Raw genomic sequence first — 22,031 nt, forward strand, 5'->3', positions numbered from 1 at the left:
CGAGCCCGGCTCTCGTCCGGCCCCGGGTCGTGGCCGGCGCGGGTCAGTGAGCCGGTGCGGCGGCCTCGGCCTCCGGCGGGTTCTCGGCCAGCAGGTCCTGGTACTCCGGGTGCCGCTCGATGTAGCGCGCGACGAAGGGGCAGAGCGCCACGACCTTCAGGCCGGTGTCGCGCGCGCCGTCGAGCGCCACGCGGATCAGGCGGCTGCCGAGCCCGTGGCCCTCGTACTCGTCGCCGATCTCGGTGTGCGTGAAGATCATTCGATCGGCGCGCAGGCGGTAATCGGCGAACCCGGCCAGATTTCCGTCGACCCGGATCTCGAATCGCCTGGCCTCGGCGTTGTCGGCGACTTCGACCGCATGCTCCATGGACGGCTCCCTCTCAGGTAGGACGGCCTCGGGGGTGGGACGATGCCTCAGTGGGTGCCGTCGGCCCTGCGCCCGGACCCGGACTCGCCGGGCGTGGACGTGGACGCGGACTCGGGCCCCGGCGCCGGCTCGGACGCCTCGCGCTTGGCCAGATCTTCCTCGTGCGGAACCTCGATCTTGGAGATCTGGCGGTTCATCGACTTCACCAGGAAGTACAACGCGACGCCGATGGCCGCGACCACCAGGAAGCCGAGGAGCCCGGGCCCGACCGGCGCGGCCGGCGCGGCGGCGGCCGCGAGTGCGGTGAAATCTGTCACCCGTCAAGTCTGCCACCCGGTGGCCGGGCTCCCGTCAGTACCTCCGTCAGTGGCGGGCGGACGCGACCTCGTCGGTGTGGATGCCCGCGAACAGATCCTTCTCCGGCAGCTCGGTGTCGACCAGCGAGCGGGCCAGGTGGTAGTCCTCGGTGGGCCAGACCTCGCGCTGGAGGTCGCGCGGGCACACGAACCAGGTGCCGTCCGGGTCGACCTGGGTGGCGTGGGCGAGCAGCGCCAGGTCGCGCACCTCGAAGAAGTCGCCGCAGTGGACGCGGGTGGTGACCTCCCACTTCTGCGGGCGGTCCTCCCAGCGGGAGATCCAGTCGGCGTACGGGGAGCCGATGCCGCGGTCGGTCATGGCCGTGTGCAGGGCCTCGAACCGGGCCCGGGTGAAGCCCATGTGGTAGTAGAGCTTCAGCGGCTGCCACGGCTCGCCCAGCTCCGGGTAGCGGTCCGGGTCGCCCGCCGCCTCGAAGGCCACGACCGAGATCTTGTTGGTCATGATGTGGTCGGGGTGCGGGTAGCCGCCGTCGTCGTCGTAGGTGAGGATCACCTGGGGCCTGAACTCGCGGACGGCCTTCACCAGCGGGGCCGCCGCGATCTCGACCGGCTGCAGCCCGAAGCACCCCTCGGGCAGCGGCTCGTTCTCGTCCTCGGGCAGGCCGGAGTCGACGAAGCCGAGGAAGGACTGCCGCACGCCGAGGATCTCGCGGGCCTTCTCCATCTCCTGGCGGCGCACCTCGGTGATGTTCTCGAGGACGTCGGGCCGGTCCATCTTGGGGTTCAGGATCGAGCCGCGTTCACCGCCGGTACACGTGACGACCAGCACGTCGACGCCCTCGGCGGCGTAGCGGGCCATCGTCGCGGCCCCCTTGCTCGACTCGTCGTCTGGGTGCGCGTGTACGGCCAGCAACCTCAGGGGTGCAACCACGGCTCGGTCTCCTCAAGTGTCCAGGACAGCTCTCAAGAGAGGTTATTTTCTCTTGGGGCGGCGCGGAGGGCGGTCGCCCCGCGGGGGACAATTGTCTCGTGCAACGTCCGGAGACCGCTGGGAGATTCCGCCATGTCCGAAAGAGGTACCGGTTCGCGTGCGGACGGGCCGGTGCTGGGCACCCCTGACTCCTTCAGGGAGCGTCCCGGACGAGGCGGGCGGGTCGGGCGATCCCTGTTCTTCGCGGTCGTCGCCGTCATCGTGGTCGCGGCCATGGGCGGCTGGGGCTATGTCATGATGTCCGCCAAGGGGAACCCCGAGGTGCTCACCGAGGTGATCGCCTTCGAGGTCGAGGGGCCCGGTTCGTTGACGGTGACCTTCCAGGCGCACAAGCCGGCCGACCGCGAGGCGGAGTGCCGGCTGCGGGCGACCGACACCGAGCACGTCGAGGTGGGCACCAGAAGCGTCACCCTCCCCCGCGGGCAGTCCGATGTCCGGCTGACCGAGCGCGTGCAGACAAGCGCGCGCGCGACTTCGGGCGACGTGCAGTACTGCTATCTCGTACAATGAGACTTTTGGGAAAGCGTTCGGGGGCGGGTTAATTTGTTAGTCTCCCCCAATTCGAACGCTCGCAACTCTCACGAGTACGCAAGGAGAACCCGTGGTCGACTCCCGCGAAGAGAACGTCACCTGGCTGACGCAGGAGGCGTACGACCGTCTGAAGTCGGAGTTTGAGTATCTCTCGGGACCCGGGCGTGTCGACATCGCCAAGAAGATCGAAGCCGCCCGCGAAGAGGGCGACCTCAAGGAGAACGGCGGTTACCACGCCGCGAAGGAGGAGCAGGGCAAGATGGAGGGCCGCATCCTCCAGCTCCGCCAGCTTCTCGACCAGGCCAGGGTGGGCGAGGCCCCCCGGGCCGAGGGCGTTGTCGGCCCCGGTATGACCGTGACGATCCGGTTCGACGGTGACGACGACGAAGTGACGTTCCTGCTCGCCTCGCGTGAGGAGAGCGGCGCGCCGATCGACGTCTACTCGCCGAAGTCGCCGCTCGGTGCCGCGATCAACGGCAAGAAGATCGGAGAGAAGGCCACGTACACGATGCCCAACGGCAGGTCGAACACCGTCGAGATCCTCGAGGCCGTCCCCTACATCGGCGGCTGAGCGCGGGCGGGGGCGCCGTTTCTCGCGGAGTTCCGTGGCTTCCCACAGCTGCCCCGGGCCTGGTCCGACGGCTGGGGCCGGGTAACTTGGTCCGCCGGAGCATGGCTCCGGCGGACCAAGACTGTTTAGGGTGAACTCCGGACATCGGCGACAGAGTCCGCAAGAATCAGGCATTGACCGGCTTGTGCTGAGATCAGGCTGTATGGGGGGAACGTGCTCGATCGGCGACCGCGTGGCTCGACCGTCGTCCGAAAGAGCCTCGTCCGCGTGCTGAGCGGCGTCCGTGACCAGCTCGGCGGCGCGCTCGCGGAGGTCCGCGAGGACCTGAGCTTCCACCCCGGCCTCCAGCCCACGCCGCGCCGGCTCCCGTCCCGGTGGCTGCGCCGTACGGTGCCGCTGATCGCGGTGGGGCTGGTCACCGTCCTCGCCGTCGACCTGGTGGTCATCGGCGAGCTGAACAAGCGGCAGCCCGACGTGGTGGCCGCGACCGCTCCCCGCGACTCGGTGCCCCGGCGCGAGGGGTACGTCGCCGCGGCCGGCGAGCTTCCCGTCGGGCCCACGAGGCCCATGGTGGCGCCGCTGGCAGGGCTGCGCGCGCCCGACCTGTTCGTGGTCTCGCGCCGCACGCTGCCGGTGGCCGCCGTCCGCGCCGTCAACGCGTACAAGGGCGTCAAGTCCGTCGAGGTCACCGACGCGGCCGACGTCATGATGGGCGGCAAGCGCGTGCAGACCATGGGCGTGAACCCCTCGACGTTCCGCGCCTACACCCCGCGCTCCACGGCCAGGTCGGACGCGCTGTGGAACAGCGTCGCCGCCGGGGACGTCGCGGTGTCCTTCGTGCTCGGCAGCGACGGCGGCGTGGTGCTCGGGTCGACGCTCGACGCGGGCGGCACGAAGATGCGCGTCGGCGCGTACGCGACCATGGGCATGGGCCTGATCAACGCCGTGGTCTCCCAGCAGACCGCGCGCGCCCTCGGCATCCCCGAGGGCAACGCGATGGTCGTGAGCGCGCCCGGGGTCGACCTGGAGAAGCTGCGGCTGGCGATCCTCAAAGCCTTGCCGAAGGGCACCCAGGTCGCGCTGATCAACCCGGTGCTCGCGCGTCCCACCCAGGCCCGCACCACCTGGCCGGTCAGCGCGTTCATGTCGCCCGACCAGATCCGCGTCGCGCTCACCGCCGCCGCGAGCAAGCTCGGCCGGCCGTACGTCTGGGGCGCCGAGGGGCCGGACACCTTCGACTGCTCCGGGCTCGTGCAGTGGGCGTTCGGGCAGGCCGGGGTGCGGATGCCGCGGGTCACCCACCAGCAGTGGGTGACCGGCCCGCAGATCCCGCTGGCCCAGGCCCAGCCCGGCGACCTGCTGTTCTGGCGCAGCGACCCCACCAACCCGGGGTACATCTCGCACGTCGCGATCTACTGGGGCGACGGCAAGATGCTGCAGGCGCCGCGCACCGGCGACGTCGTGAAGATCTCGCCGATCTCGACCAGGAACCTCGCCGGGGTCGTGCGGGTGAGCCCCTGGGTGGCCGCCCGCGTCCGCTGACGCGCCGCCCGCGGGTGTTCAGGGCTGGAGCGGCATGCCCCGGCCCAGGAAGACCAGCACCTCGTCCATCAGCTCGGCGAGGGGCCGCGCGCCCTCCAGTTCGACCCAGCGCTCGACGGCGACGATCCAGGCGCCCATGACCGCGCCCGCGAACACGCGCACCTCCATGTCGCCGGGGGAGCGGCCGGTGCGCCGGGCGGCGACGTCGGTGAGCATCGTCATGCTGGCGATCTGGCCCTCCACCATGCGGGAGCGCAGCGCCGGGATCGACCAGATGAGCCGGATGCGCCGCAGGATCGTCTGCTCGTCCTCGGCGAAGACCTCGGTGAAGACCTCGCTCACCGCCTTCCGCACCGCCTCCAGTGGGGAGAGGGACGCGGGCTGCCGCAGGTACGCCTCGGCGATCAGGGGGTCGTAGTCGTCCTGGATGACGACGTCTTCCTTGGTGGGGAAGTAGCGGAAGAACGTGCTGGGCGAGACCTCCGCGGCCTCGGCGATCTGCTCGATCGTCGTGGCGTCGTAGCCCTGCTCGGCGAACAGCCGCATGGCGTGGTCCTGGATCGACCGCCGGGTCTTGGCCTTCTTACGCTCACGAAGGCCGGTGTGCGGAGGTGAGCTCATCTCCCAATTGTGGCGTGACCGGCGGCCATGGCGCTCCCGGCGTCCCCGATCGCTCTCACCGACCACCGTCGCCCTGCCCCTTGATGGTGCGGTGTCGAGGTGTAATCTCGATTACATGGATACGGACGAATCAGTGATCATGTCATGGTTCACCGGGCGACTGCCCGAGCAGTGGTTCGGCGGGCGGCACGAGTTCGTCATCGACCGCGAGGAGATCGCGGTCGTCGGCGCCCTGCCTGTGCCGGCCGCGGCCGAGGAGGCCACCGGGGCCGAGCGGGCGGCGCTGCTGGACGGTCACATCCAGCGCTTCCGCGAGGAGACCCGCGAGCGGCGTATCGAGATCGCGCGGGAGGCCGAGCACCGCTTCCGCCGCAAGGTCTCCTGGGGGGTCTCCTGCGGCGGCGAGACAGTGATGTTCACCACCCTTTCCATCCCCGTCATGACCCGCCTGCGCCAGCAGGAGCGGCGCGTGCTCGACACGCTCGTCGCGGCGGGCGTCGCGCGCAGCCGCAGCGACGCGCTGGCGTGGTGCGTGCGGCTCGTGGGCAGCCACACCGACACCTGGCTCGCTGACCTGCGCGATGCCCTTCAACACGTGGATCGCGTGCGTTCCGAGGGCCCTGATCTGAATACGTGAATTGGACTGAACCAATGACACGAGAGGATTAGACCACTCGAATTGGCCTATACCAATGCGGGCCCCGGAACCCGGTGGGCAGTGCCCCCGGCGGCCGGGGCCCGCACTTTTAACCCGGTAAAGCGTGGGTAGACTGCCCGGCACCATGCGCGGCCCTCTGCCTGCTACGACACCAAGATCGGCGTGGCGGGCGGTGGCCACGGCGGGTGCCCTGGAATTTCGTGCGGCGAAAACGAAAGTGAAATACGCGGGACCGATCTCCCTTTTTTGAGGGTGCTTGAACCTCCGTTTCACCGACTGGTCTACGCCAATTGGATTCGGGGCGATTCGTCGTTGAAGATGTTTGGCCTAAGAGTAAGGAGCCGGCCCAGTGGCAGTTTCCATTGATTCCATCGAGACGACCGCGCCGACCTCCTGCGCGGAGCTGGTCGCGTGGGTGCGGGAGATCGCCGAACTGACCCGTCCGGACCGCGTCGAGTGGTGCGACGGCTCGGAGGCCGAATGGACGCGGCTGACCAACCTGCTCGTCGAGCAGGGCACCTTCACCCGTCTCACCAAGCGCCCGAACAGCTTCTACGCCGCCTCCGACCCCTCCGACGTGGCGCGCGTCGAGGACCGCACGTTCATCTGCTCGGAGGACCCCGAGGATGCCGGGCCGACGAACAACTGGATCTCGCCCAAGGAGATGCGCGCGACCTTCGACGACCTGTTCAGCGGCTGCATGCGCGGGCGCACGATGTACGTCGTGCCGTTCTGCATGGGCCCGCTCGGCGGGGAGATCTCGCAGCTCGGCGTCGAGATCACCGACTCGCCGTACGTCGCCGTCTCCATGCGGGTCATGACCCGCATGGGCGAGGAGGCCCAGCGGCTGATCGAGGAACGTGGGGAGTTCGTCCGCGCCGTCCACTCCGTCGGGGCGCCGCTCGCGCCCGGGCAGCGGGACGTGTCGTGGCCGTGCAGCCCGACGAAGTACATCAGCCACTTCCCCGAGACCCGGGAGATCTGGTCGTACGGCTCGGGGTACGGCGGCAACGCGCTGCTCGGCAAGAAGTGCTACGCGCTGCGCATCGCGAGCGTGATGGCGCGGGACGAGGGCTGGATGGCCGAGCACATGCTCATCCTCAAGCTCACCCCGCCGTCCGGGCCGGCGCGGTACGTCGCCGCGGCCTTCCCGTCCGCCTGCGGCAAGACCAACCTCGCCATGCTGCGCCCGACGGTCCCGGGCTGGAAGGTCGAGACGATCGGCGACGACATCGCCTGGATGCGCTTCGGCGAGGACGGCCGCCTGTACGCCATCAACCCCGAGGCGGGCTTCTTCGGGGTGGCGCCGGGCACCGGGCAGACGACCAACGCCAACGCCATCGCGACGCTGTGGGGCAACAGCATCTTCACCAACGTCGCGCTGACCGACGACGGCGACGTGTGGTGGGAGGGCCTCACCGACGAGCCGCCGGCGCACCTCACCGACTGGCGCGGGCGCGACTGGACCCCGGACTCGCCCGAGCCCGCCGCTCATCCGAACGCCCGCTTCACCACCCCGGCGTCCCAGGCGCCGACGATCGCCCCCGAGTGGCGCGACCCCAAGGGCGTGCCGATCTCGGCGATCCTGTTCGGCGGGCGGCGCGCGACGGCCGTCCCGCTGGTGACCGAGTCGTTCGACTGGCGGCACGGGGTGTTCCTCGGGGCGAACATCGCCTCGGAGAAGACCGCCGCCGCCGAGGGCACGGTGGGCGAGCTGCGCCGCGACCCGTTCGCGATGCTGCCGTTCTGCGGCTACAACATGGGCGACTACTTCGGCCACTGGATCAAGGTCGGCACGATGACCTCGCCGGAGAAGCTGCCGCGCCTCTACTACGTGAACTGGTTCCGTAAGGACGCCTCGGGCCGGTTCTTGTGGCCGGGCTTCGGCGAGAACATCCGCGTGCTGAAGTGGGTCGTCGAGCGCCTGAACGGCGAGGCGGACGCCGTCGAGACGCCGATCGGGCTGCTCCCGGCCGAGGGCGCGCTCGACGTCGAGGGCCTCGGCCTCGGCGAGGAGCAGCTCGGGACGCTGCTGTCGGTGGACCGCGAGGTGTGGCGGCGCGAGGCGGAGCTGATCCCGGACTTCTTCGAGACGTTCGGAACCCACCTGCCCCGGGAGCTGTGGGAGGAGTACCGCTCCCTGGTCGCCCGGCTGGGCTGATTTCGGGGGAGGTTTGGGGTGTTATGTCCGAGATGAGGCGGCTAGTGTAATTCTTATGCCTCATCGCGTAGGTCATCCTTGACCGTGCCACTCGGGTCGCCCGCGCCCCGTTCGCGGCTCCGCGCGCCGTCCGCGCGGAGCCGGCACGCGTGCGCCGCACGGTCCGGACCCCGGCCTCCCTCTCCCGGTGCGACCTTTGTGGCGGCGATGTGAAGACATCGTGAAGACGCCTTCCCCGCGCGGTCCGGTGGCCGAAGCTGGGGACGGGCGAGCGCCCGGGCACGTGATAATTGCGTGTTGTCAACGTCCGGATGCGGACGGGCGGCGAAGGGGAGGCTTCCATGGGCGTGCGCGACCTCGTGTACCGGCTGTACGAGCGCCGTCTCGAGTCGAAGCTGTCCTCCGACCAGATACCCCGCCATGTGGGCGTCATCGTCGACGGCAACCGCCGCTGGGCCCGGGCGATGGGCCTGCGCGACGTCAGCCACGGCCACCAGAAGGGCGCGGACAAGATCTCCGAGCTGCTGGAGTGGTGCCGCGAGGCGGGCGTCGAGATCGTCACGGTGTGGCTGCTGTCCAGCGACAACCTCTCCCGCCCCAAGGAGGAGCTCGACCAGCTCGTCGAGATCATCGAGGACACCGTCCAGGAATGGGTCGCCGGCGGCTGGCATATCAACCCTGTGGGCGCTTTGGACCTCTTGCCCGACAGTACGGCGAGAATTCTCAAAGAAGCGAAAGAAGTGACATCACGACGTCCTGGCCTGATTGTGAACGTTGCAGTTGGGTATGGAGGAAGACGTGAGATCGCTGATGCGGTGCGCTCCCTCCTCCAGGAGCACGCCAGCAAGGGCGCGAGCATCGAGGAGCTTGCCGAGGTCCTCGACGTCGAGCACATCGCGGAGCATCTCTACACGCGCGGCCTCCCCGACCCGGATCTCCTCATCCGGACCTCGGGAGAGCAGCGGCTCTCCGGCTTCATGCTCTGGCAGAGCGCCCACTCAGAGTTCTACTTCTGCGAGGCCTACTGGCCTGACTTCCGCAGGGTCGACTTCTTGCGGGCGCTTCGCTCGTATGCCGCGCGGCACCGACGGTACGGCAATTGAAACACGCGGTGAAATACATCTATCTCAGCCGTTCACGCTGTTGGGCCGGAGAACTTCACGACGTACCGTAGCCAGTAGGCAGTTCGATACGGCCTACTTCGGGAGAGGGTCCGCCTTGCGTCGCCACACGACGAGGAGGGCCGGTATCCGGCGTCGCCTCGCGGGTGCGCACGACCGGGCCCGGTCCGTTCACCACCTCATCTGGCAGGGCGCTCAATCCTGGCGCCCGGGGGAGAACGCGTGGCAGTGTCCTCGAGCAACCCGTCCACCGAATCCGGTGCGTCGTCCAGGCGCACCTACATTGTGGACACCTCTGTCCTCCTGTCCGACCCGGCGGCGATGAGCCGCTTCGCCGAACACGAAGTCGTCCTACCGATCGTCGTCATCACCGAGCTGGAGGCCAAGCGCCATCACCCGGAGCTGGGGTACTTCGCCCGCAAGGCCCTCCGCTTCCTCGACGATCTGCGGGTGCGGCACGGCAGGCTGGACGAGCCCATGCCGATCGGCGAGGGCGGCACCATCAGGGTTGAGCTCAACCACAGCGATCCCGCGATCCTCCCGGCCGGATTCCGGCTCGGCGACAACGACACCCGCATCCTGACCGTGGCACGGTCCCTCGCCGCCGAGGGCAGCGACGTCGTGCTCGTCTCCAAGGACCTCCCCATGCGGGTCAAGGCCGCCTCGATCGGCCTCTCCGCCGAGGAATACCGCGCCGACCTGGTGGTGGAGTCCGGCTGGACCGGCATGCACGAGCTCCAGGTGACGACCGATGACATCGAGGGGCTGTTCGAGAACGGCAATCTGGAGCACGAAGAGGCCCGCGAGCTGCCCACCCACACAGGCCTGCGCCTGCTGTCCGCCCGCGGCTCCGCGCTCGGGCGCGTCCTGCCCGACAAGTCCGTCCGGCTGGTGCGCGGCGACCGCGAGGTGTTCGGCCTGCACGGACGCTCGGCCGAGCAACGCATCGCCCTCGACCTGCTCATGGACCCCGAGGTCGGCATCGTCTCCCTCGGCGGGCGCGCGGGCACCGGCAAGTCGGCCCTGGCCCTGTGCGCCGGCCTGGAGGCCGTCCTGGAGCGCCGCCAGCACCGCAAGGTCATCGTCTTCCGCCCCCTCTACGCGGTCGGCGGCCAGGAACTCGGCTACCTCCCGGGCACCGAGAACGAGAAGATGGGCCCCTGGGCGCAGGCCGTGTACGACACGCTCGGCGCCGTCACCACGCCCGAGGTGATCGAGGAGGTCCTCGACCGGGGCATGCTGGAGGTCCTGCCGCTCACGCACATCCGCGGTCGCTCGCTGCACGACGCGTTCGTCATCGTGGACGAGGCCCAGTCGCTGGAGCGCGGCGTCCTGCTCACCGTGCTGTCGCGCATCGGCGCCAACTCGCGCGTCGTGCTCACCCACGACATCGCCCAGCGTGACAACCTGCGCGTGGGACGGCACGACGGCGTGGTGGCCGTGGTGGAGAAGCTCAAGGGTCACCCCCTGTTCGCCCACGTCACGCTGACCCGCTCCGAGCGCTCGCCGATCGCGGCCCTGGTGACCGAGATGCTGGAGGACATCACCCCCTGAGCCGGGGCGTCCGCGTCACGGCGGGAGGTTCACGCTGGGGGCCGCGAGATCGTGGTACTCCTTGCAGGTGTGCTCGCCGAGCGCCAGCGGCCCCTTGGGCGTCGTCTGAGTGATCTTCACGGCCCAGATCTCCTCGCGCAGCCGCGCTGTGCAGGTGATCTGGGCCATCGCCGTCCTGCCGAGCCGTCCCGGCCCGTTGACGATCACGTGCAGGCGCAGGCCCACGGGGTTCTCCGGGTCGTTGCGCACGCCGCTGTCCACCCCGTACCGGCCGACGACGCTCTGCTCCAGCCGGAAGCCCCGCAGCGCCGTCCCGAGGCCGTCCCCCGGCTGCCTGCCCACCTCGAACAGGGCCGTGACCAGATCCTCGACGGCCGGTGACGCGGTGGTCACGTTCTTCGGCGCGAGCCTTCCGTCCCGCAGCAGGTAGATCGTCGCCGCCGCGCCCCGGGCGCTGATCACCGGCGCGGGCCCGTCGTCGTCGACCCCCGTCGGGTCCACCCCGCAGGCCGCCGCCCCGGCCAGGGCCAGCGCCGCGACGGCGCACGTCAGGGCTCTCCGGGCGCTCATGGGTGGGGGATCCAGACGGTGAAGCGGGTCCCGGGGTCGCACAGCTCCACCCGGATCGTGCCGCCGTGCAGCTCGGCGTTGGCCTTGGCGATCGACAGGCCGAGCCCGCTGCCCTCGCTGCGCGCCCGTCCCGCGCCCACCTTGTAGAACCGCTCGAAGACGTGGGGCAGCGCCTCGCGCGGGATTCCCTGGCCCCGGTCGCGCACCCTGACCTCCAGCCCGCTGCGCAGGCGCCGCGCGGTGACGCTCACCGGCGGCGCGCCGTGGATGAGGGCGTTGCCCACCAGGTTGGCCACGATCACGTCGAAGCGGCGCGGGTCCAGGGAGAACGACAGCCCGCGCGCGACCTCCAGCCGCACCCGGCCCGTCCAGCCGCGGATCTCCAGGCAGTCCGCCAGCGCCACGCCCACGTCCACGTTCTCCCTGACCAGCACGGCCGTGCCCGAGTCCAGCCTGCTCGCCTCGATGAGGTGCTCGACCAGGACGCGCAGCCGGTTGATCTCGCGCACGACGATGTCCACGGCCTTGCCGGCGTCCGGGGGAAGGCGCTGCGCCTCCTCGGTCAGCATGTCGGTCACGGCGGTCATCGCGGTGAGCGGCGTGCGCAGCTCGTGGGAGACGTCGGCCACGAACCGCCGCGACATCGCCTCCAGCGCGCGCAGCTCCGACACCGTCTGCTCCAGCGCGGAGGCCGTGTCGTTGAACGTCGCGGTCAGCCCGGCCAGCTCGTCGCGGCCGTGGACGGGCAGGCGCGTGTCCAGGCGCCCGGCGCCGAGGGCCCGCGCGGCGTCACCCAGCCTGCGCACGGGCAGCAGGACGCTGCGCGCCGACACCAGCGCGACGGTCAGCGCGATGGCCAGGGTGATCCCGGACGACTGGGCGAGCGCGGTGCGCAGCCGCGCGAGGACGCCGTCCTCCTCCTTGAGCGAGACGAAGACGAACACCGTCATCCCGGTCGGCCGCACCGCGCCCGTCTTGGTCAGCCGGTGGACCTGCGTGCCGATCAGCAGCCAGGGCTCGTTCCGGATCAGCAGCCGCTGGTGGACCAGCCGGGAGGCGGCCTTCAGGCGCAGCTCGACCGGCACGTCGTCCAGGCCGAGCGTGGTTCCGTTGCTGAGCCGCTCGCGGTCGCCGTACTTGAGGATCACCTGCCGGTCGGGACCGTCCAGCGACTCGGCCAGGTTGGCGAGGTCGTTCTCCGACACCGCCGAGGCGGGCCACAGCAGGTCGCTGGTGCCGATGGGGATCGATATGCGCTGCAGGATGTCCCGGACGTCCGAGATGGCGCCGTTCTCGGCACGTTCCAGGAGCGCGCGGCGGACGAGCTGGTACCCGATGCCCGCGACCAGCGCCGAGGCGGTCACCGCCACGAGGATGAAGGTGATGACCAGCCGCGCGCGCAGTCCCGTGGGGCGGCGGCGGCCGATGTTCACGGCGGGCTGAAGCGATACCCGAATCCGCGGACGGTGTGGATGTACACCGGTTCGGCGGGGACGGGTTCGATCTTGGCGCGGATGCGCTGGACGCAGGCGTCGACCAGCCGCGAGTCGGCCACGTGGTTGTGGTCCCAGACGGCGCGCAGGAGGTACCGGCGGTTGAGCACCTGGCCGGGGTGGCGGACCAGTTCGAGCAGCAGCCGCAGCTCGGTGGGGGTGAGGTGCACCTCGCGGCCGGAGAGGGTGACCTTCAGCGCGCCGCGGTCGATCACCAGGTCGCCGAAGCTGATGCGGTCGGAGGAGGCGGACTCCAGACGGCGCAGGACGGCGCGGATACGGGCGTCCAGCACCCGGGGCTCCACCGGCTTGACGACATAGTCGTCCGCGCCCGCCTCCAGGCCGACCACCACGTCGAGGTCGTCGCCGCGGGCGGTGAGCAGGATGATGGGGAGCGAGTCGAGCCTGCGGATGCGGCGGCACACCTCCACGCCGTCGATGCCGGGCAGCATCACGTCCAGGATGACGATCTCGGGGCGGCGGGCGCGCACGTGGTCCAGGGCCTCTTCCCCGGTCGCGTAGGCCGTGACGGAGTGGCCCTGCCGCGTGAGGGCCAGCTCTAGGCCCGTACGGACGGAGGGGTCATCTTCAACCAGGAGGATGCCGGCCATCCGCACATTATTGCTGAAAGTCCGATATCCCCTTCTCTGTCATGGGACTGTGACGCGGTGCCGACGCGACCCCGACACCCGTCATGCACGCTGGGCCCTGGAATGTGTCGGCGTCCCGCCGCCCTCCGGTGCGGGGATCCGGAGGGCGGATCACGGGGGCGGTGTGAGGTAAGTCACATTATTTGCGAAAAGTGCACGTTACCGGCCAGTCAGGTCATGTAACGGTCAAATAACTTCCACGTTCCGGTTGCGAAGTACCCCCCAAGTCAAGGCAAGCTCATAGGCCGTGAGCTCAGGTCAGCAGTTGCGCGACAAACGAGGCGGACGGGACGACGCAGACGTCCGTCCTCCCCGCGGCCGCGCCCGCCCGAAATCGGCGCGCGGGTCCTGGATCACCCCCAAGCGCGTCGCCGGCATCGGGCTGACCCTCGCGGTCGTCGCGGCCCTCGGCGTCTTCACGGTCAAGACCATGAAGGAGAACGAGGCCGCCGCCGCGAACCCGCTCTCACTCGACGACCTCACCCGCATGGCCAACGACCCGTTCGCGCCCGACGCCAAGACCGACGCGCTCAAGGCCGCCGCCGCGCAGGCCCAGCGGGCGCGGGCCATGAAGGACGCCCGCGAGCAGGACGGCCCCGAGTGGGACTCGGTGAAGATCGTCAAGGAGGCTCCGGGAGGCGGCGGCTTCACCCCGCAGGCGTTCCCGCCCGGCTCCAAGCCCGACCCCGGCAGCAACAAGGCCATCGGCCAGAAGATGGCCGCCGCCAAGGGCTGGACGGGCGAATGGGGCTGCCTCGAGAAGCTCTGGGACAGAGAGAGCCACTGGAACGAGCGCGCCATGAACCGCAGCAGCGGCGCGTACGGCATCCCGCAGGCCCTTCCCGGCAGCAAGATGGCGAGCGCCGGCGGCGACTGGCAGGTCAACCCGGCCACGCAGATCGCCTGGGGGCTGGGGTACATCGCGGCCCGCTACAAGTCGCCCTGCGGCGCCTGGGCGCACTCGCAGTCCACCGGCTGGTACTGACGCCTTTCCCCTGATCCACCGGCCCGCGCGTGGTGTCCAGACGGGCGCGAAACTCTTGGTCAGAGTTGTTCGAGGTTTCGGCAAGCCTGACCATCCGCCGGGGGTGTCCGGCGCACGCTTGCCCACATGGGTGTCAAGGTCAGCGTGGTCGTACCGGTATCGGAGCCGGGGCCGGACGACGACGCGTTCGACGCGTGCGTGCGCTCGCTCCTGGAGCAGACCATGCCGTCGGACGAGTACGAGGTCATCTTCGCCGACGACCGGTCCGGGGACGGCACGCGCGAGCGCCTGGACGCGGTCGCCGCCGTCCGGCCCAACGTGCGCGTCCTGCACCTGGAGCACACCGGGACGCCGGCGCGCGGCCGCAACGTGGGCCTCGCCGTGGCGCGCGGCGAGTACGTCTACCTGCTCGGCCAGCGTGACCGGCTCGAACGCGTCGCGCTGGAGATGATGTACCGCGCGGCCGTCGAGGCCGACGCCGACATCCTCATCGGCAGGCTCGTCCGCGGCGACAACCCGCCGCAGCGGGCCTTCAGCCGCAACCGCGAGCGCGCCGACGTGCTGCGCGACCGTCTGCTCGCGCTGCCCACCGCGCACAAGCTGTTCCGCCGCGCCTTCCTCGAAGCGCGCGAGATCCGCTTTCCGGACATCGAGCCCGAGCTGTCGGAGCAGGCGTTCGTCGTCGAGGCGTACCTCACGGCGAAGGTCATCGCGATCCTCGCCGACCAGATCTGCTGCCACCTCGGCCCGCCGAACGAGCGCCGGCCCGACCCGGTGGCGTACGCCGCGGGCCTGCGGGCGATCCTCGCCATCGTCGACGCGCACAGCGACCCCGGCGACCAGCGCGAGCGGCTGTACGCGCACGTGTTCCGCGCGGGCGTGCTGCGCCTTCTCGGGGGACGGCACCTGCTGTCGGCCCGCTCCGACCAGCGCGCGGCGCTCTTCGCCGAACTGCGCGCGCTGACCGCCGAACGGTTCCCCGAAGAGCTGGACCGCCATCTCCCGGTCCATCTTCGTGCCCGGGCAGTTCTGGTCAGATCCGGTGAACTCGGGCGTCTGGTGGCCCTCAGCGACGCGTCCAGGGGCATTTCCGTCCGTGCCGAGCTGCGCGAGGTGCGCTGGGACGAGGACGCCCTGATCATGGACCTCGCGGTCGAGCTCCTCGGCCCCGACGGCGCGCCCATCACCTTCCGGGCCGACGGCGACCGCCTGTACTGGACACCCCCCCTCGCCGGGCTCGACCTCCCGGCGCCGCTGGCCGACGTCACCGAGGCCGTCGCCCGCGCCCGCATGGAGGTCTACATCCGCCACCAGGACTACGGGCTGATCTTCTTCATCCCCGTCCACGGCGAGGTGTGCCGCGCGCGGGAGGGCGACCGGGTGCGCGTCTGGGCCGTCGGACGGGCCCGGCTCGACGTCGGCGCCGCCGCGATCGGCCGCCCGCTGCGCTCGGGCGAGTGGGAGGTGCACGTGCGCATGTACGGCGGCGCCCAGCAGGCACGCACCCGCGTCGCCGGTCGCCGCGGCGCCCAGCTGAGCTGCGTCGGCGTCCTCGCCGGACGGCCGCGCAGGCTCGTCATCCCCTGCTGGTCGGAGCAGCGGGAGCTCAGCGTGTGCGTCGAACCCCGCTCGTTCGCCGAGTCCATCGTCCTGGTCTCGCCCGGCGCCTCGGTCACACACCGCGAGGGCAACGTATTCGTCGTCCTGCCCGTCCCGTACGTCCCGCCGAGCGGCGGGCCGCCCGCGGAGCTGGTGCTGCGGCAGCACGCCGGCCGGGGACGGGTCATCACCGTGCCCGCCCTGGTCGAACCGGGCGTACCCGGACGCTTCCCCGGCCAGCTCGTCGCCAAGGTCCCCGTCCGCCGCCTTCCCAGCGAAGGCCACCTCGGCAACGGCCTGTGGACGCCCCACCTGCGCGTCGACGGCAAGGAGTCGTCCCTGCGCTTCACCCTGGAGATGGCCCGCGGCCGGGCCAGGATCCAGGCGACCGGCGAACCCGCCGCGCTGGCGGTCCGCCGCTCCGCGCTCGGCAAACTGCTGTCCCACCTGCCCGGCGGCAAGTACCCCCTCCGCCTCGCCCAGGCCCTCCAGCAACGCTACCTGCCGTCCCCTCCACCGGACTGAGCGTCCTCGGGCTTCGGCGGCTCGGGCGGGGTGGTCATAGAGAGGACGTCGAGCAGGCCGTCGAGCCCGGCTTCGGTGAGCTTGCCGTTCTCGAGGTGGCCGCGTTCGATGACCACCTGCTTGATGGTCTTGCGCTCCTTGAGGGCCTGCTTGGCGATGGCGGCGGCCTCCTCGTACCCCACGTAGCGGTTGAGCGGGGTCACGATGGACGGCGAGGACTCGGCGTACTCCCGCAGGCGCTCGGTGTTGGCCGTGAGACGGTGGACGCACTTGTCGGCCAGCAGCCGGGACACCGCCGCGAGCAGCCGCGTGGACTCCAGCACGTTGCGGGCGATGACCGGCATCATCACGTTCAGCTCGAAGGAGCCGGACGCGCCCGCGAACGTGACGGCCGCGTCGTTGCCGATCACCTGGGCCGCCACCATGCACACGGCCTCGGGGATCACCGGGTTCACCTTGCCCGGCATGATCGACGAGCCGGGCTGGAGGTCGGGCAGGTTCAGCTCGCCGAGACCGGCGCGCGGGCCCGAGCCCATCCACCGCAGGTCGTTGGCGATCTTGTTGAGAGAGACCGCGACCACGCGGAGCTGCCCGGACAGCTCGACCAGCGCGTCCCGGGCGCCCTGGGCCTCGAAGTGGTCCCTGGCCTCGGTGAACGGCAGCCCGGTGGCCTCCCGGAGCTTCTCGATGACCTGCCGCGCGAAGCCGGGCGGGGTGTTGATGCCCGTCCCGACCGCCGTCCCGCCCAGGGGCAGCTCGGCCAGCCGGGGCAGCGTCGCGCGCAGGCGCGCGATGCCGTTCTCGACCTGGGTCGCGTAGCCGCCGAACTCCTGGCCGAGCGTCACCGGCGTCGCGTCCATGAGGTGCGTACGCCCGGCCTTGACCGTCTTGCCGAACACGTCCGACTTCTGGCGCAGCGCCACGGCCAGGTGTTCGAGCGCCGGGATCAGCTCGTATACCACGTCCACCATCGCGGCCACGTGGATCGACGTCGGGAACACGTCGTTGGAGGACTGTGAGGCGTTGACGTGGTCGTTCGGGTGGACCGGCCGGTCGAGGCGCTCCTCGGCGAGCGTGGCGACCACCTCGTTGGCGTTCATGTTGGACGAGGTGCCCGAGCCGGTCTGGAAGACGTCGACGGGGAACTCGTCGTTCCATTCGCCCTCGGCGACGTCGGTAGCGGCCTCCGAGATGGCCTCCGCCATGCCGGCGTCCAGCACGCCCAGCTCGCCGTTGACCTCCGCCGCGACCGCCTTGATCAGCCCGAGCGCCGCGATGTGGGCGGGTTCGAGACCGCGCCCCGATATCGGGAAGTTCTCCACGGCCCGCTGCGTCTGCGCCCGCCACTTGGCCGCCGCCGGGACGCGCACGTCGCCCATTGAGTCATGTTCGATCCGGAAATCCTCCATGACCCCAGTCTTGCCCCAAGAGCCCCAAGGTGCGCCGACCCGGGGTGGCCTGGGCCTGCTCTAGGAGCTTCCGGATGGGGTGATCCTGGCTAGGAGAGGGTGAGCCCGGCCTGCTCTAGGAGCCGCCGGGCGCGCCGGCCCGGGCCGGGCGGAAGGACGCGAGGACGGCCGCGAGCTGCGGCCAGTGCGCGTCCCACCGGGACTGCGGGGTGGACCAGTAGATCGCGTACGTCGAGCCGCCGGGCACCGCCACCCAGCGCGACAGCACGCGGACCGGGCCCGAGGCGGCGGTGTAGGTGAACTCCCAGTCGGCCACGTCCGTCCCCGGGTACGGCGTCGGGCGCTTCATGGTCAGGCGCAGCCGCTCGTACCCCGGATACGTGCCCGCCGCGAGCGCGCGTGCCTCCGCCGCTTTGGCCGTGTTCAGGATGTCGGCGCTGCTCTCCGGCGAGCGGCTGACCCGCGCCGCGCGGACGTCGCCGTGGGCGCCGAAGCCGACGCTGCGGCCCTTGACCGTGCTCTGGAACTCCTCCGGCAGGTCGATGGCGTAGCCGCTCAGGTCCTCGTAGCGGCGGAAGCCGGCGGCGGGGGCCGTGCTCGGGGTGGGCTGCTCCACGGAAGCCGCGCCCGGGGTGGGCTGCTCCACGGAAGCAGCGCCCGGGGCGAGTCGCACCTCGGGGGCCGTGCCCGAGATCGGCCGCCCGTCGGGAGCCGTGCCCGGGGCGGGTCGTCCTTCGGGGGCCGAGGCGCTGACGGGTTCGGTGTCGGTCGCCAGGCCCGGCGTACTCGGCCCCGTGACGGAACCGCCGTCGCCGGAGGTGCCCAGCGGGCCCAAGCCCTTGGCGCCCCCGGTGTCGGAGAGCGCGGCGACGGCGAGCATGACGATGGCCACCAGGCCGAGCAGGGCCACGGCGATCAGGACGATCATCCCCGCCGGGCTGTTACCCCGAGGGGCGGCCGTCTGCTGGAAGGAGAACAGGTCGGTACCGAGGCCTCTCTCCTGGTGGACGCCTTCTGCTTGGGGGTCTTCTCCGTAGGGCATCCCGGATGCGGGGGCCGCCGAGCCCGGTGCGGGTGTCGCCGACGCCGGGGAGACGCCCGGCGTCGCAGGCGTGCGCGTCCCGGGGGCGGATACAGGTCTGGACGGCGCATCTGCTCTGGACGGCGCATCGGCCTGGGAGGCGGCGAAGCCGGTGGGCGGGGTGGCGTCCGACGGCGCGGTCGACGTGCGCGGTCCGATCTGCTTGGACGGCGCGCTGACCTGCGCGGGGGACGGCGGGCGCGTGGGCGCGTCCGAGACGGACGCGTCCGAGGCCGACGAGGCCGGGACGGACGCGGCCGTACGACCGTCGGCTTCGGGACGGCCGGAAGAACCTGCCGGACGTCCGTGCGGGGTCGCGACGTGCTGCGACGGCCCCGCCGCCCCGGCGGTCCCCGGCGGCGAGAAGGGCTCGGCCGTGCGGGACGGAGTGCTCCCGGCCGTACCCGATGACGGGCTCATGGCCGTGATCGGGGGGAGTAGGCCCACCATTGTGGCCTGGTCGTCCTCCTCCTCGGCACCGTCGCGGTCGTCGTCCGCCGCGCGATCGACGGCCGGGGGCGCGGGCGGGGTGGGGCCGGGGGAAGCCTTACCGGCGGTCGGACCGTTCGGGGGAGTCTGGGGGTTCACGCCGGGAATGCGCAGTCCGCCCTTGGGACGGATGACCACCATCGTCTGGTCTGGGTCCGGCTCCGCCTCCGAGCCGTCCGTGGCACGCGGCTCCCACGCGGTACCGCTCCCCGCCTCCCTGGCCGCTTCCACCGGCGTCCTGGTCCCCGAACCCACCGGGGGCACGCCTATGGACTGGTGAGCCGGCCTCCTGCCGGCGCTGGTGTTCTGGCCCGTGCCTGCGGCGGGAGGAGGTTCCGTTGAACCGGGGCCCGGCTTCGCGGAAGTGGTGCTGGGCCTGGCTGAAGCCGGGGCGGGCTTCGCTGGGGCGGGAGTGGGGTTCGCGGGGTGGGCCGGTGGGGCCGCCGGGTTGGGGGTGGCGTTTGCCGTGGCTGCGGTGGGAGGAGTTTTCGTTGAACCGGGGGTGGGGTTCGCGGAGTCGGTGGAGGGGTTCGCTGGGCGGGCGGGTGGGGTGGGGGGTTGGTTTGTGGTGGAGGGTGGTTTGGCTGGTGTGGTGGCTGGCTTCGGCTTTGGGGTGGGGGTGTCGGTGGAGGGTGCGGGGGTGGCGGGGGTTCGGGCTATGGCGCGGAGGAGGGCGGTGGCGCGGTCGCGGGTCAGGCGTTTGGTGTGGTCCTTTTCCAGGAGGGCTTCGAGGACGGGGCGGAGGGGACCTGCCTGGGTCGCGGGGTCGGCCTGTTCGGTCATCAGGGCGGCGAGCGTCTCGCCGACCGTGCGGCGTTCGTACGCGGGCCGTCCCTCGACGGCGAAGTACAGGGTGGCGCCGAGCGACCACAGGTCGGACTCGGGGCCGGTGTGGTCGCCCCGCGCGCGCTCGGGGGCCGTGTAGCCGGGGGAGCCGATCACCATGCCGGTCTCGGTGATGTTGCTGTCGCCTTCAGCCTTGGCGATGCCGAAGTCGGTGAGGACGACGCGCCCGGTCTCGGTGAGCAGTACGTTGGCGGGTTTGACGTCGCGGTGCAGGATGCCCTGGTCGTGGGCGGCGCCGAGCGCTCCGAGCAGGTCGAGCCCGATCTCGGCGACGAGCCGGGGCGGCAGCGGTCCCTCCTCGTCGAGCACCTGGTCCAGCGATCTGGCCTCGACGAGCTCCATGATGATCCAGGGGCTGCCGTCGACGACGATGGCGTCGTGGACGGTGGCCACGGAGGGGTGGGTGATCTTCGCGGCGGCCCGGCCCTCGCGGATCATGCGCTCCCGCAGCTCGTCGCGCTGCAGCTCGCTGAGCCCCGGATCGTGGCGGATCTCCTTGACGGCGACGTCGCGGCCGAGGAGGCGGTCGTGAGCCCGCCAGACGGTGCCCATCGTCCCCCGGCCGAGGGGAGCGATCAGCTCGTACCTGGAGGCGAGCAACCGCGTCTGCTGTTCCGGCATGAGTAAGAAGATAGCGATTCCGTCTTGGGAATTGCTTTCGCCTCACTTACGCATGTTTTTTGGCCACAGGCGACGCGGAAGCAGAATCTTCACAAGTGCGGACAATTGCCGCCTCATCGGGCTCGGCTCGGAGCTCGCCGGAGTGCGGCGGCGGCCCAGCGCGGGGTCGGGCGGCTTGCGGTGCGATCCCTCGGACGACCGGCGCGGCGCGCGCGGCATCGGCACAGGCCCGGCGGAGGGCGTGGTCGGCGTGGGCGCGACGAGCGGGCGCTCCGGCCGGTGGTCGGTACGGTGGTCGGCGCGGTGCTGGCCGCGATGGGACGTCTTGCGCGGAGCCGGCGCCGCGCCGTGCGGCGGGCGCGACACGTTGGCAGGCGAGGACTGCGGCGCGACCGGGACGGCGGCCTGCCGGTGCGGGGCCGTGCGGTGGGCCGGGCCGCCCAGGGGCTCCTCGGCAGACCCGCCCGCCGCGACGCGCGCGAGCATGAGCGAAGCCCGCATCGCGTCCAGCCGGGCCTCGGGGTCGATCTGCAGCAGCCCGCGCAGGATGGGCGCCAGCGGCCCCGCCAGCTCCATGGGGATCGGCTCGCCGCTGGTGAGCGCGGCCAGCGCCGCCGCGGCAGTCCGGCGCCCGTGCAGGCCCCGGCCCTCGACGGCGGTGTACAGGGTCGCGCCGAGCGACCACAGGTCGGCCGCCGGGCTCGCGCGGTCGCCGAGGACGCGCTCGGGCGCGATGTACCCGGCCGAGCCGAGGACGATGCCGGCCTGCGTGATGGACGCGTCGCCCTCCAGCGCGGCCAGGCCGAAGTCGGTGAGCACCACGCGGTCCTCGGTGACGAGCATGTTGCTCGGCTTCACGTCGCGGTGCAGGATGCCCTTGGCGTGGACGGCGCGCAGCGCGCCGAGCACCTGATGGCCGATCTCGGCCACCCGGCGCGCGGGAAGCGGCCCCTGCTGCTTGACGAGCTCCTCCAGCGAGCGGGCGTGCAGGAGCTCCATGACGATCCACGGCCGGTCGTCCTCGGTGATGACGTCGAAGACCGTGATGACCGAGGGGTGGGTCACCATGGCGGTCGCCCGGCCCTCGCGTTCCGTTCTCGCGCACAGCTCCGCGCGCAGGTCTTCGTCGAGGACGAGCGGGAGCCGGACTTCCTTTACCGCGACGTCGCGGCCGAGCAGCCCGTCGTGGGCGCGCCACACCGTGCCCATGCCGCCACGCCCCACGGGCTCGAGAAGCCGGTATCGCGAGGCCAGCTCGTATCCGGACGGGGCGCGCATGGGGGGCAGCTTACCGATTCGTTTATCGCCGCCTGTAGAGGCCATGCCGAT

19 protein-coding genes are annotated in these 22,031 nt (G+C 71.2%); 9 read left to right on the top strand and 10 right to left on the bottom strand.

Annotation, left to right across the window (positions count from 1 at the left end; all coding sequences use genetic code 11):
- Nucleotides 1-43: 43 nt before the first annotated feature.
- From AB0H21_RS21710 to mca, 3 genes are read right to left on the bottom strand one after another with little or no spacing between them, the layout of a single operon-like run.
- A complete protein-coding gene (locus AB0H21_RS21710) occupies nt 44-418 on the bottom strand; it encodes a GNAT family N-acetyltransferase (protein WP_358519814.1) in 375 nt (124 codons plus the stop codon).
- The gene (locus AB0H21_RS21715) at nt 415-684 is read right to left on the bottom strand and encodes a hypothetical protein (RefSeq protein WP_358519841.1); all 270 of its coding nucleotides are present in this window, start codon (nt 682-684) and stop codon (nt 415-417) included. Before AB0H21_RS21715 ends, AB0H21_RS21710 begins: the two co-directional genes overlap by 4 nt.
- 46 nt (nt 685-730) lie before the next feature.
- Nucleotides 731-1,615 carry a mycothiol conjugate amidase Mca gene (mca, locus tag AB0H21_RS21720; protein ID WP_358519222.1) on the bottom strand — a complete coding sequence of 295 codons (885 nt, stop codon included), beginning with the start codon at nt 1,613-1,615 and terminating at the stop codon, nt 731-733.
- A 132-nt stretch (nt 1,616-1,747) separates the two neighbouring features.
- On the opposite strand from mca, the gene AB0H21_RS21725 reads away from it, so the two are divergent.
- The 3 genes from AB0H21_RS21725 to AB0H21_RS21735 all read left to right on the top strand — a co-directional run bounded on the left by AB0H21_RS21725 (nt 1,748) and on the right by AB0H21_RS21735 (nt 4,319).
- Entirely contained in the window at nt 1,748-2,185 is a 438-nt protein-coding gene (locus AB0H21_RS21725; RefSeq protein WP_358519224.1) for a DUF4307 domain-containing protein, read from the top strand.
- Between the two features lie 91 nt (nt 2,186-2,276).
- Nucleotides 2,277-2,777 (top strand): transcription elongation factor GreA, encoded by a 501-nt coding sequence (gene greA / locus AB0H21_RS21730; protein WP_358519226.1) that lies wholly within the window; start codon nt 2,277-2,279, stop codon nt 2,775-2,777.
- A gap of 213 nt (nt 2,778-2,990) precedes the next feature.
- The gene (locus tag AB0H21_RS21735; protein WP_358519228.1) at nt 2,991-4,319 is read left to right on the top strand and encodes a C40 family peptidase; all 1,329 of its coding nucleotides are present in this window, start codon (nt 2,991-2,993) and stop codon (nt 4,317-4,319) included.
- 18 nt (nt 4,320-4,337) lie between these two features.
- On the opposite strand, the gene AB0H21_RS21740 is transcribed toward AB0H21_RS21735, so the two are convergent.
- Nucleotides 4,338-4,940 (bottom strand): TetR family transcriptional regulator, encoded by a 603-nt coding sequence (locus AB0H21_RS21740; RefSeq protein ID WP_358519230.1) that lies wholly within the window; start codon nt 4,938-4,940, stop codon nt 4,338-4,340.
- Nucleotides 4,941-5,055: 115 nt separating this feature from the next.
- Between AB0H21_RS21740 and AB0H21_RS21745 the strand changes: the two genes are divergently transcribed.
- From AB0H21_RS21745 to AB0H21_RS21760, 4 genes are all read left to right on the top strand, one after another.
- Nucleotides 5,056-5,577: a hypothetical protein gene (locus tag AB0H21_RS21745; RefSeq protein ID WP_358519232.1), complete on the top strand. Its 522-nt coding sequence runs from the start codon at nt 5,056-5,058 to the stop codon at nt 5,575-5,577.
- A 370-nt stretch (nt 5,578-5,947) separates the two neighbouring features.
- Nucleotides 5,948-7,759: a phosphoenolpyruvate carboxykinase (GTP) gene (locus AB0H21_RS21750; protein ID WP_358519234.1), complete on the top strand. Its 1,812-nt coding sequence runs from the start codon at nt 5,948-5,950 to the stop codon at nt 7,757-7,759.
- 341 nt (nt 7,760-8,100) lie between these two features.
- Nucleotides 8,101-8,862: an isoprenyl transferase gene (locus AB0H21_RS21755; protein WP_358519236.1), complete on the top strand. Its 762-nt coding sequence runs from the start codon at nt 8,101-8,103 to the stop codon at nt 8,860-8,862.
- A 300-nt stretch (nt 8,863-9,162) separates the two neighbouring features.
- Nucleotides 9,163-10,434 carry a PhoH family protein gene (locus tag AB0H21_RS21760; protein WP_358519816.1) on the top strand — a complete coding sequence of 424 codons (1,272 nt, stop codon included), beginning with the start codon at nt 9,163-9,165 and terminating at the stop codon, nt 10,432-10,434.
- Nucleotides 10,435-10,449: 15 nt separating this feature from the next.
- On the opposite strand, the gene AB0H21_RS21765 is transcribed toward AB0H21_RS21760, so the two are convergent.
- Genes AB0H21_RS21765 through AB0H21_RS21775 form a run of 3 tightly spaced genes read right to left on the bottom strand, consistent with a single transcriptional unit; the run spans nt 10,450 to nt 13,108 of the window.
- A complete protein-coding gene (locus tag AB0H21_RS21765) occupies nt 10,450-11,004 on the bottom strand; it encodes a hypothetical protein (protein WP_358519238.1) in 555 nt (184 codons plus the stop codon).
- Nucleotides 11,001-12,437, bottom strand: coding sequence for an ATP-binding protein (locus AB0H21_RS21770; RefSeq protein ID WP_358519239.1), 1,437 nt, complete (start codon nt 12,435-12,437; stop codon nt 11,001-11,003). The genes AB0H21_RS21765 and AB0H21_RS21770 overlap by 4 nt, the downstream gene beginning before the upstream one ends.
- Nucleotides 12,434-13,108, bottom strand: coding sequence for a response regulator transcription factor (locus AB0H21_RS21775; RefSeq protein ID WP_358519241.1), 675 nt, complete (start codon nt 13,106-13,108; stop codon nt 12,434-12,436). The genes AB0H21_RS21770 and AB0H21_RS21775 overlap by 4 nt, the downstream gene beginning before the upstream one ends.
- Before the next feature lie 286 nt (nt 13,109-13,394).
- On the opposite strand from AB0H21_RS21775, the gene AB0H21_RS21780 reads away from it, so the two are divergent.
- Together AB0H21_RS21780 and AB0H21_RS21785 are read left to right on the top strand one after the other, a co-directional pair.
- Nucleotides 13,395-14,132 (top strand): lytic transglycosylase domain-containing protein, encoded by a 738-nt coding sequence (locus AB0H21_RS21780; RefSeq protein ID WP_358519242.1) that lies wholly within the window; start codon nt 13,395-13,397, stop codon nt 14,130-14,132.
- Between the two features lie 126 nt (nt 14,133-14,258).
- Entirely contained in the window at nt 14,259-16,256 is a 1,998-nt protein-coding gene (locus tag AB0H21_RS21785) for a glycosyltransferase family 2 protein (RefSeq protein ID WP_358519245.1), read from the top strand.
- Here the strand turns inward: AB0H21_RS21785 and AB0H21_RS21790 are convergent.
- From AB0H21_RS21790 to AB0H21_RS21800, 3 genes are all read right to left on the bottom strand, one after another.
- Nucleotides 16,229-17,665 (bottom strand): class II fumarate hydratase, encoded by a 1,437-nt coding sequence (locus tag AB0H21_RS21790; protein ID WP_358519247.1) that lies wholly within the window; start codon nt 17,663-17,665, stop codon nt 16,229-16,231. The two genes, AB0H21_RS21785 and AB0H21_RS21790, sit on opposite strands and share 28 nt — an antisense overlap.
- A 115-nt stretch (nt 17,666-17,780) precedes the next feature.
- A complete protein-coding gene (locus AB0H21_RS21795) occupies nt 17,781-20,702 on the bottom strand; it encodes a protein kinase (protein WP_358519250.1) in 2,922 nt (973 codons plus the stop codon).
- Between the two features lie 42 nt (nt 20,703-20,744).
- The gene (locus AB0H21_RS21800) at nt 20,745-21,980 is read right to left on the bottom strand and encodes a protein kinase (protein ID WP_358519253.1); all 1,236 of its coding nucleotides are present in this window, start codon (nt 21,978-21,980) and stop codon (nt 20,745-20,747) included.
- Between the last annotated feature and the right edge of the window lie 51 nt (nt 21,981-22,031).

Origin of the sequence: Sphaerisporangium sp. NPDC051011 (assembly GCF_040653595.1) — a bacterium.
GTDB lineage: Bacteria > Actinomycetota > Actinomycetes > Streptosporangiales > Streptosporangiaceae > Sphaerisporangium.

Excerpts from the sequence above, each read along its gene's own strand:
- AB0H21_RS21790 (WP_358519247.1), bottom strand. The coding sequence starts at position 17,665 with ATGGAGGATTTCCGGATCGAACATGACTCAATGGGCGACGTGCGCGTC.
- AB0H21_RS21800 (WP_358519253.1), bottom strand. The coding sequence starts at position 21,980 with ATGCGCGCCCCGTCCGGATACGAGCTGGCCTCGCGATACCGGCTTCTC.
- AB0H21_RS21745 (WP_358519232.1), top strand. The coding sequence starts at position 5,056 with ATGGATACGGACGAATCAGTGATCATGTCATGGTTCACCGGGCGACTG.
- AB0H21_RS21740 (WP_358519230.1), bottom strand. The coding sequence starts at position 4,940 with ATGAGCTCACCTCCGCACACCGGCCTTCGTGAGCGTAAGAAGGCCAAG.
- AB0H21_RS21775 (WP_358519241.1), bottom strand. The coding sequence starts at position 13,108 with ATGGCCGGCATCCTCCTGGTTGAAGATGACCCCTCCGTCCGTACGGGC.
- AB0H21_RS21725 (WP_358519224.1), top strand. The coding sequence starts at position 1,748 with ATGTCCGAAAGAGGTACCGGTTCGCGTGCGGACGGGCCGGTGCTGGGC.
- AB0H21_RS21755 (WP_358519236.1), top strand. The coding sequence starts at position 8,101 with ATGGGCGTGCGCGACCTCGTGTACCGGCTGTACGAGCGCCGTCTCGAG.
- AB0H21_RS21765 (WP_358519238.1), bottom strand. The coding sequence starts at position 11,004 with ATGAGCGCCCGGAGAGCCCTGACGTGCGCCGTCGCGGCGCTGGCCCTG.
- AB0H21_RS21785 (WP_358519245.1), top strand. The coding sequence starts at position 14,259 with ATGGGTGTCAAGGTCAGCGTGGTCGTACCGGTATCGGAGCCGGGGCCG.
- AB0H21_RS21795 (WP_358519250.1), bottom strand. The coding sequence starts at position 20,702 with ATGCCGGAACAGCAGACGCGGTTGCTCGCCTCCAGGTACGAGCTGATC.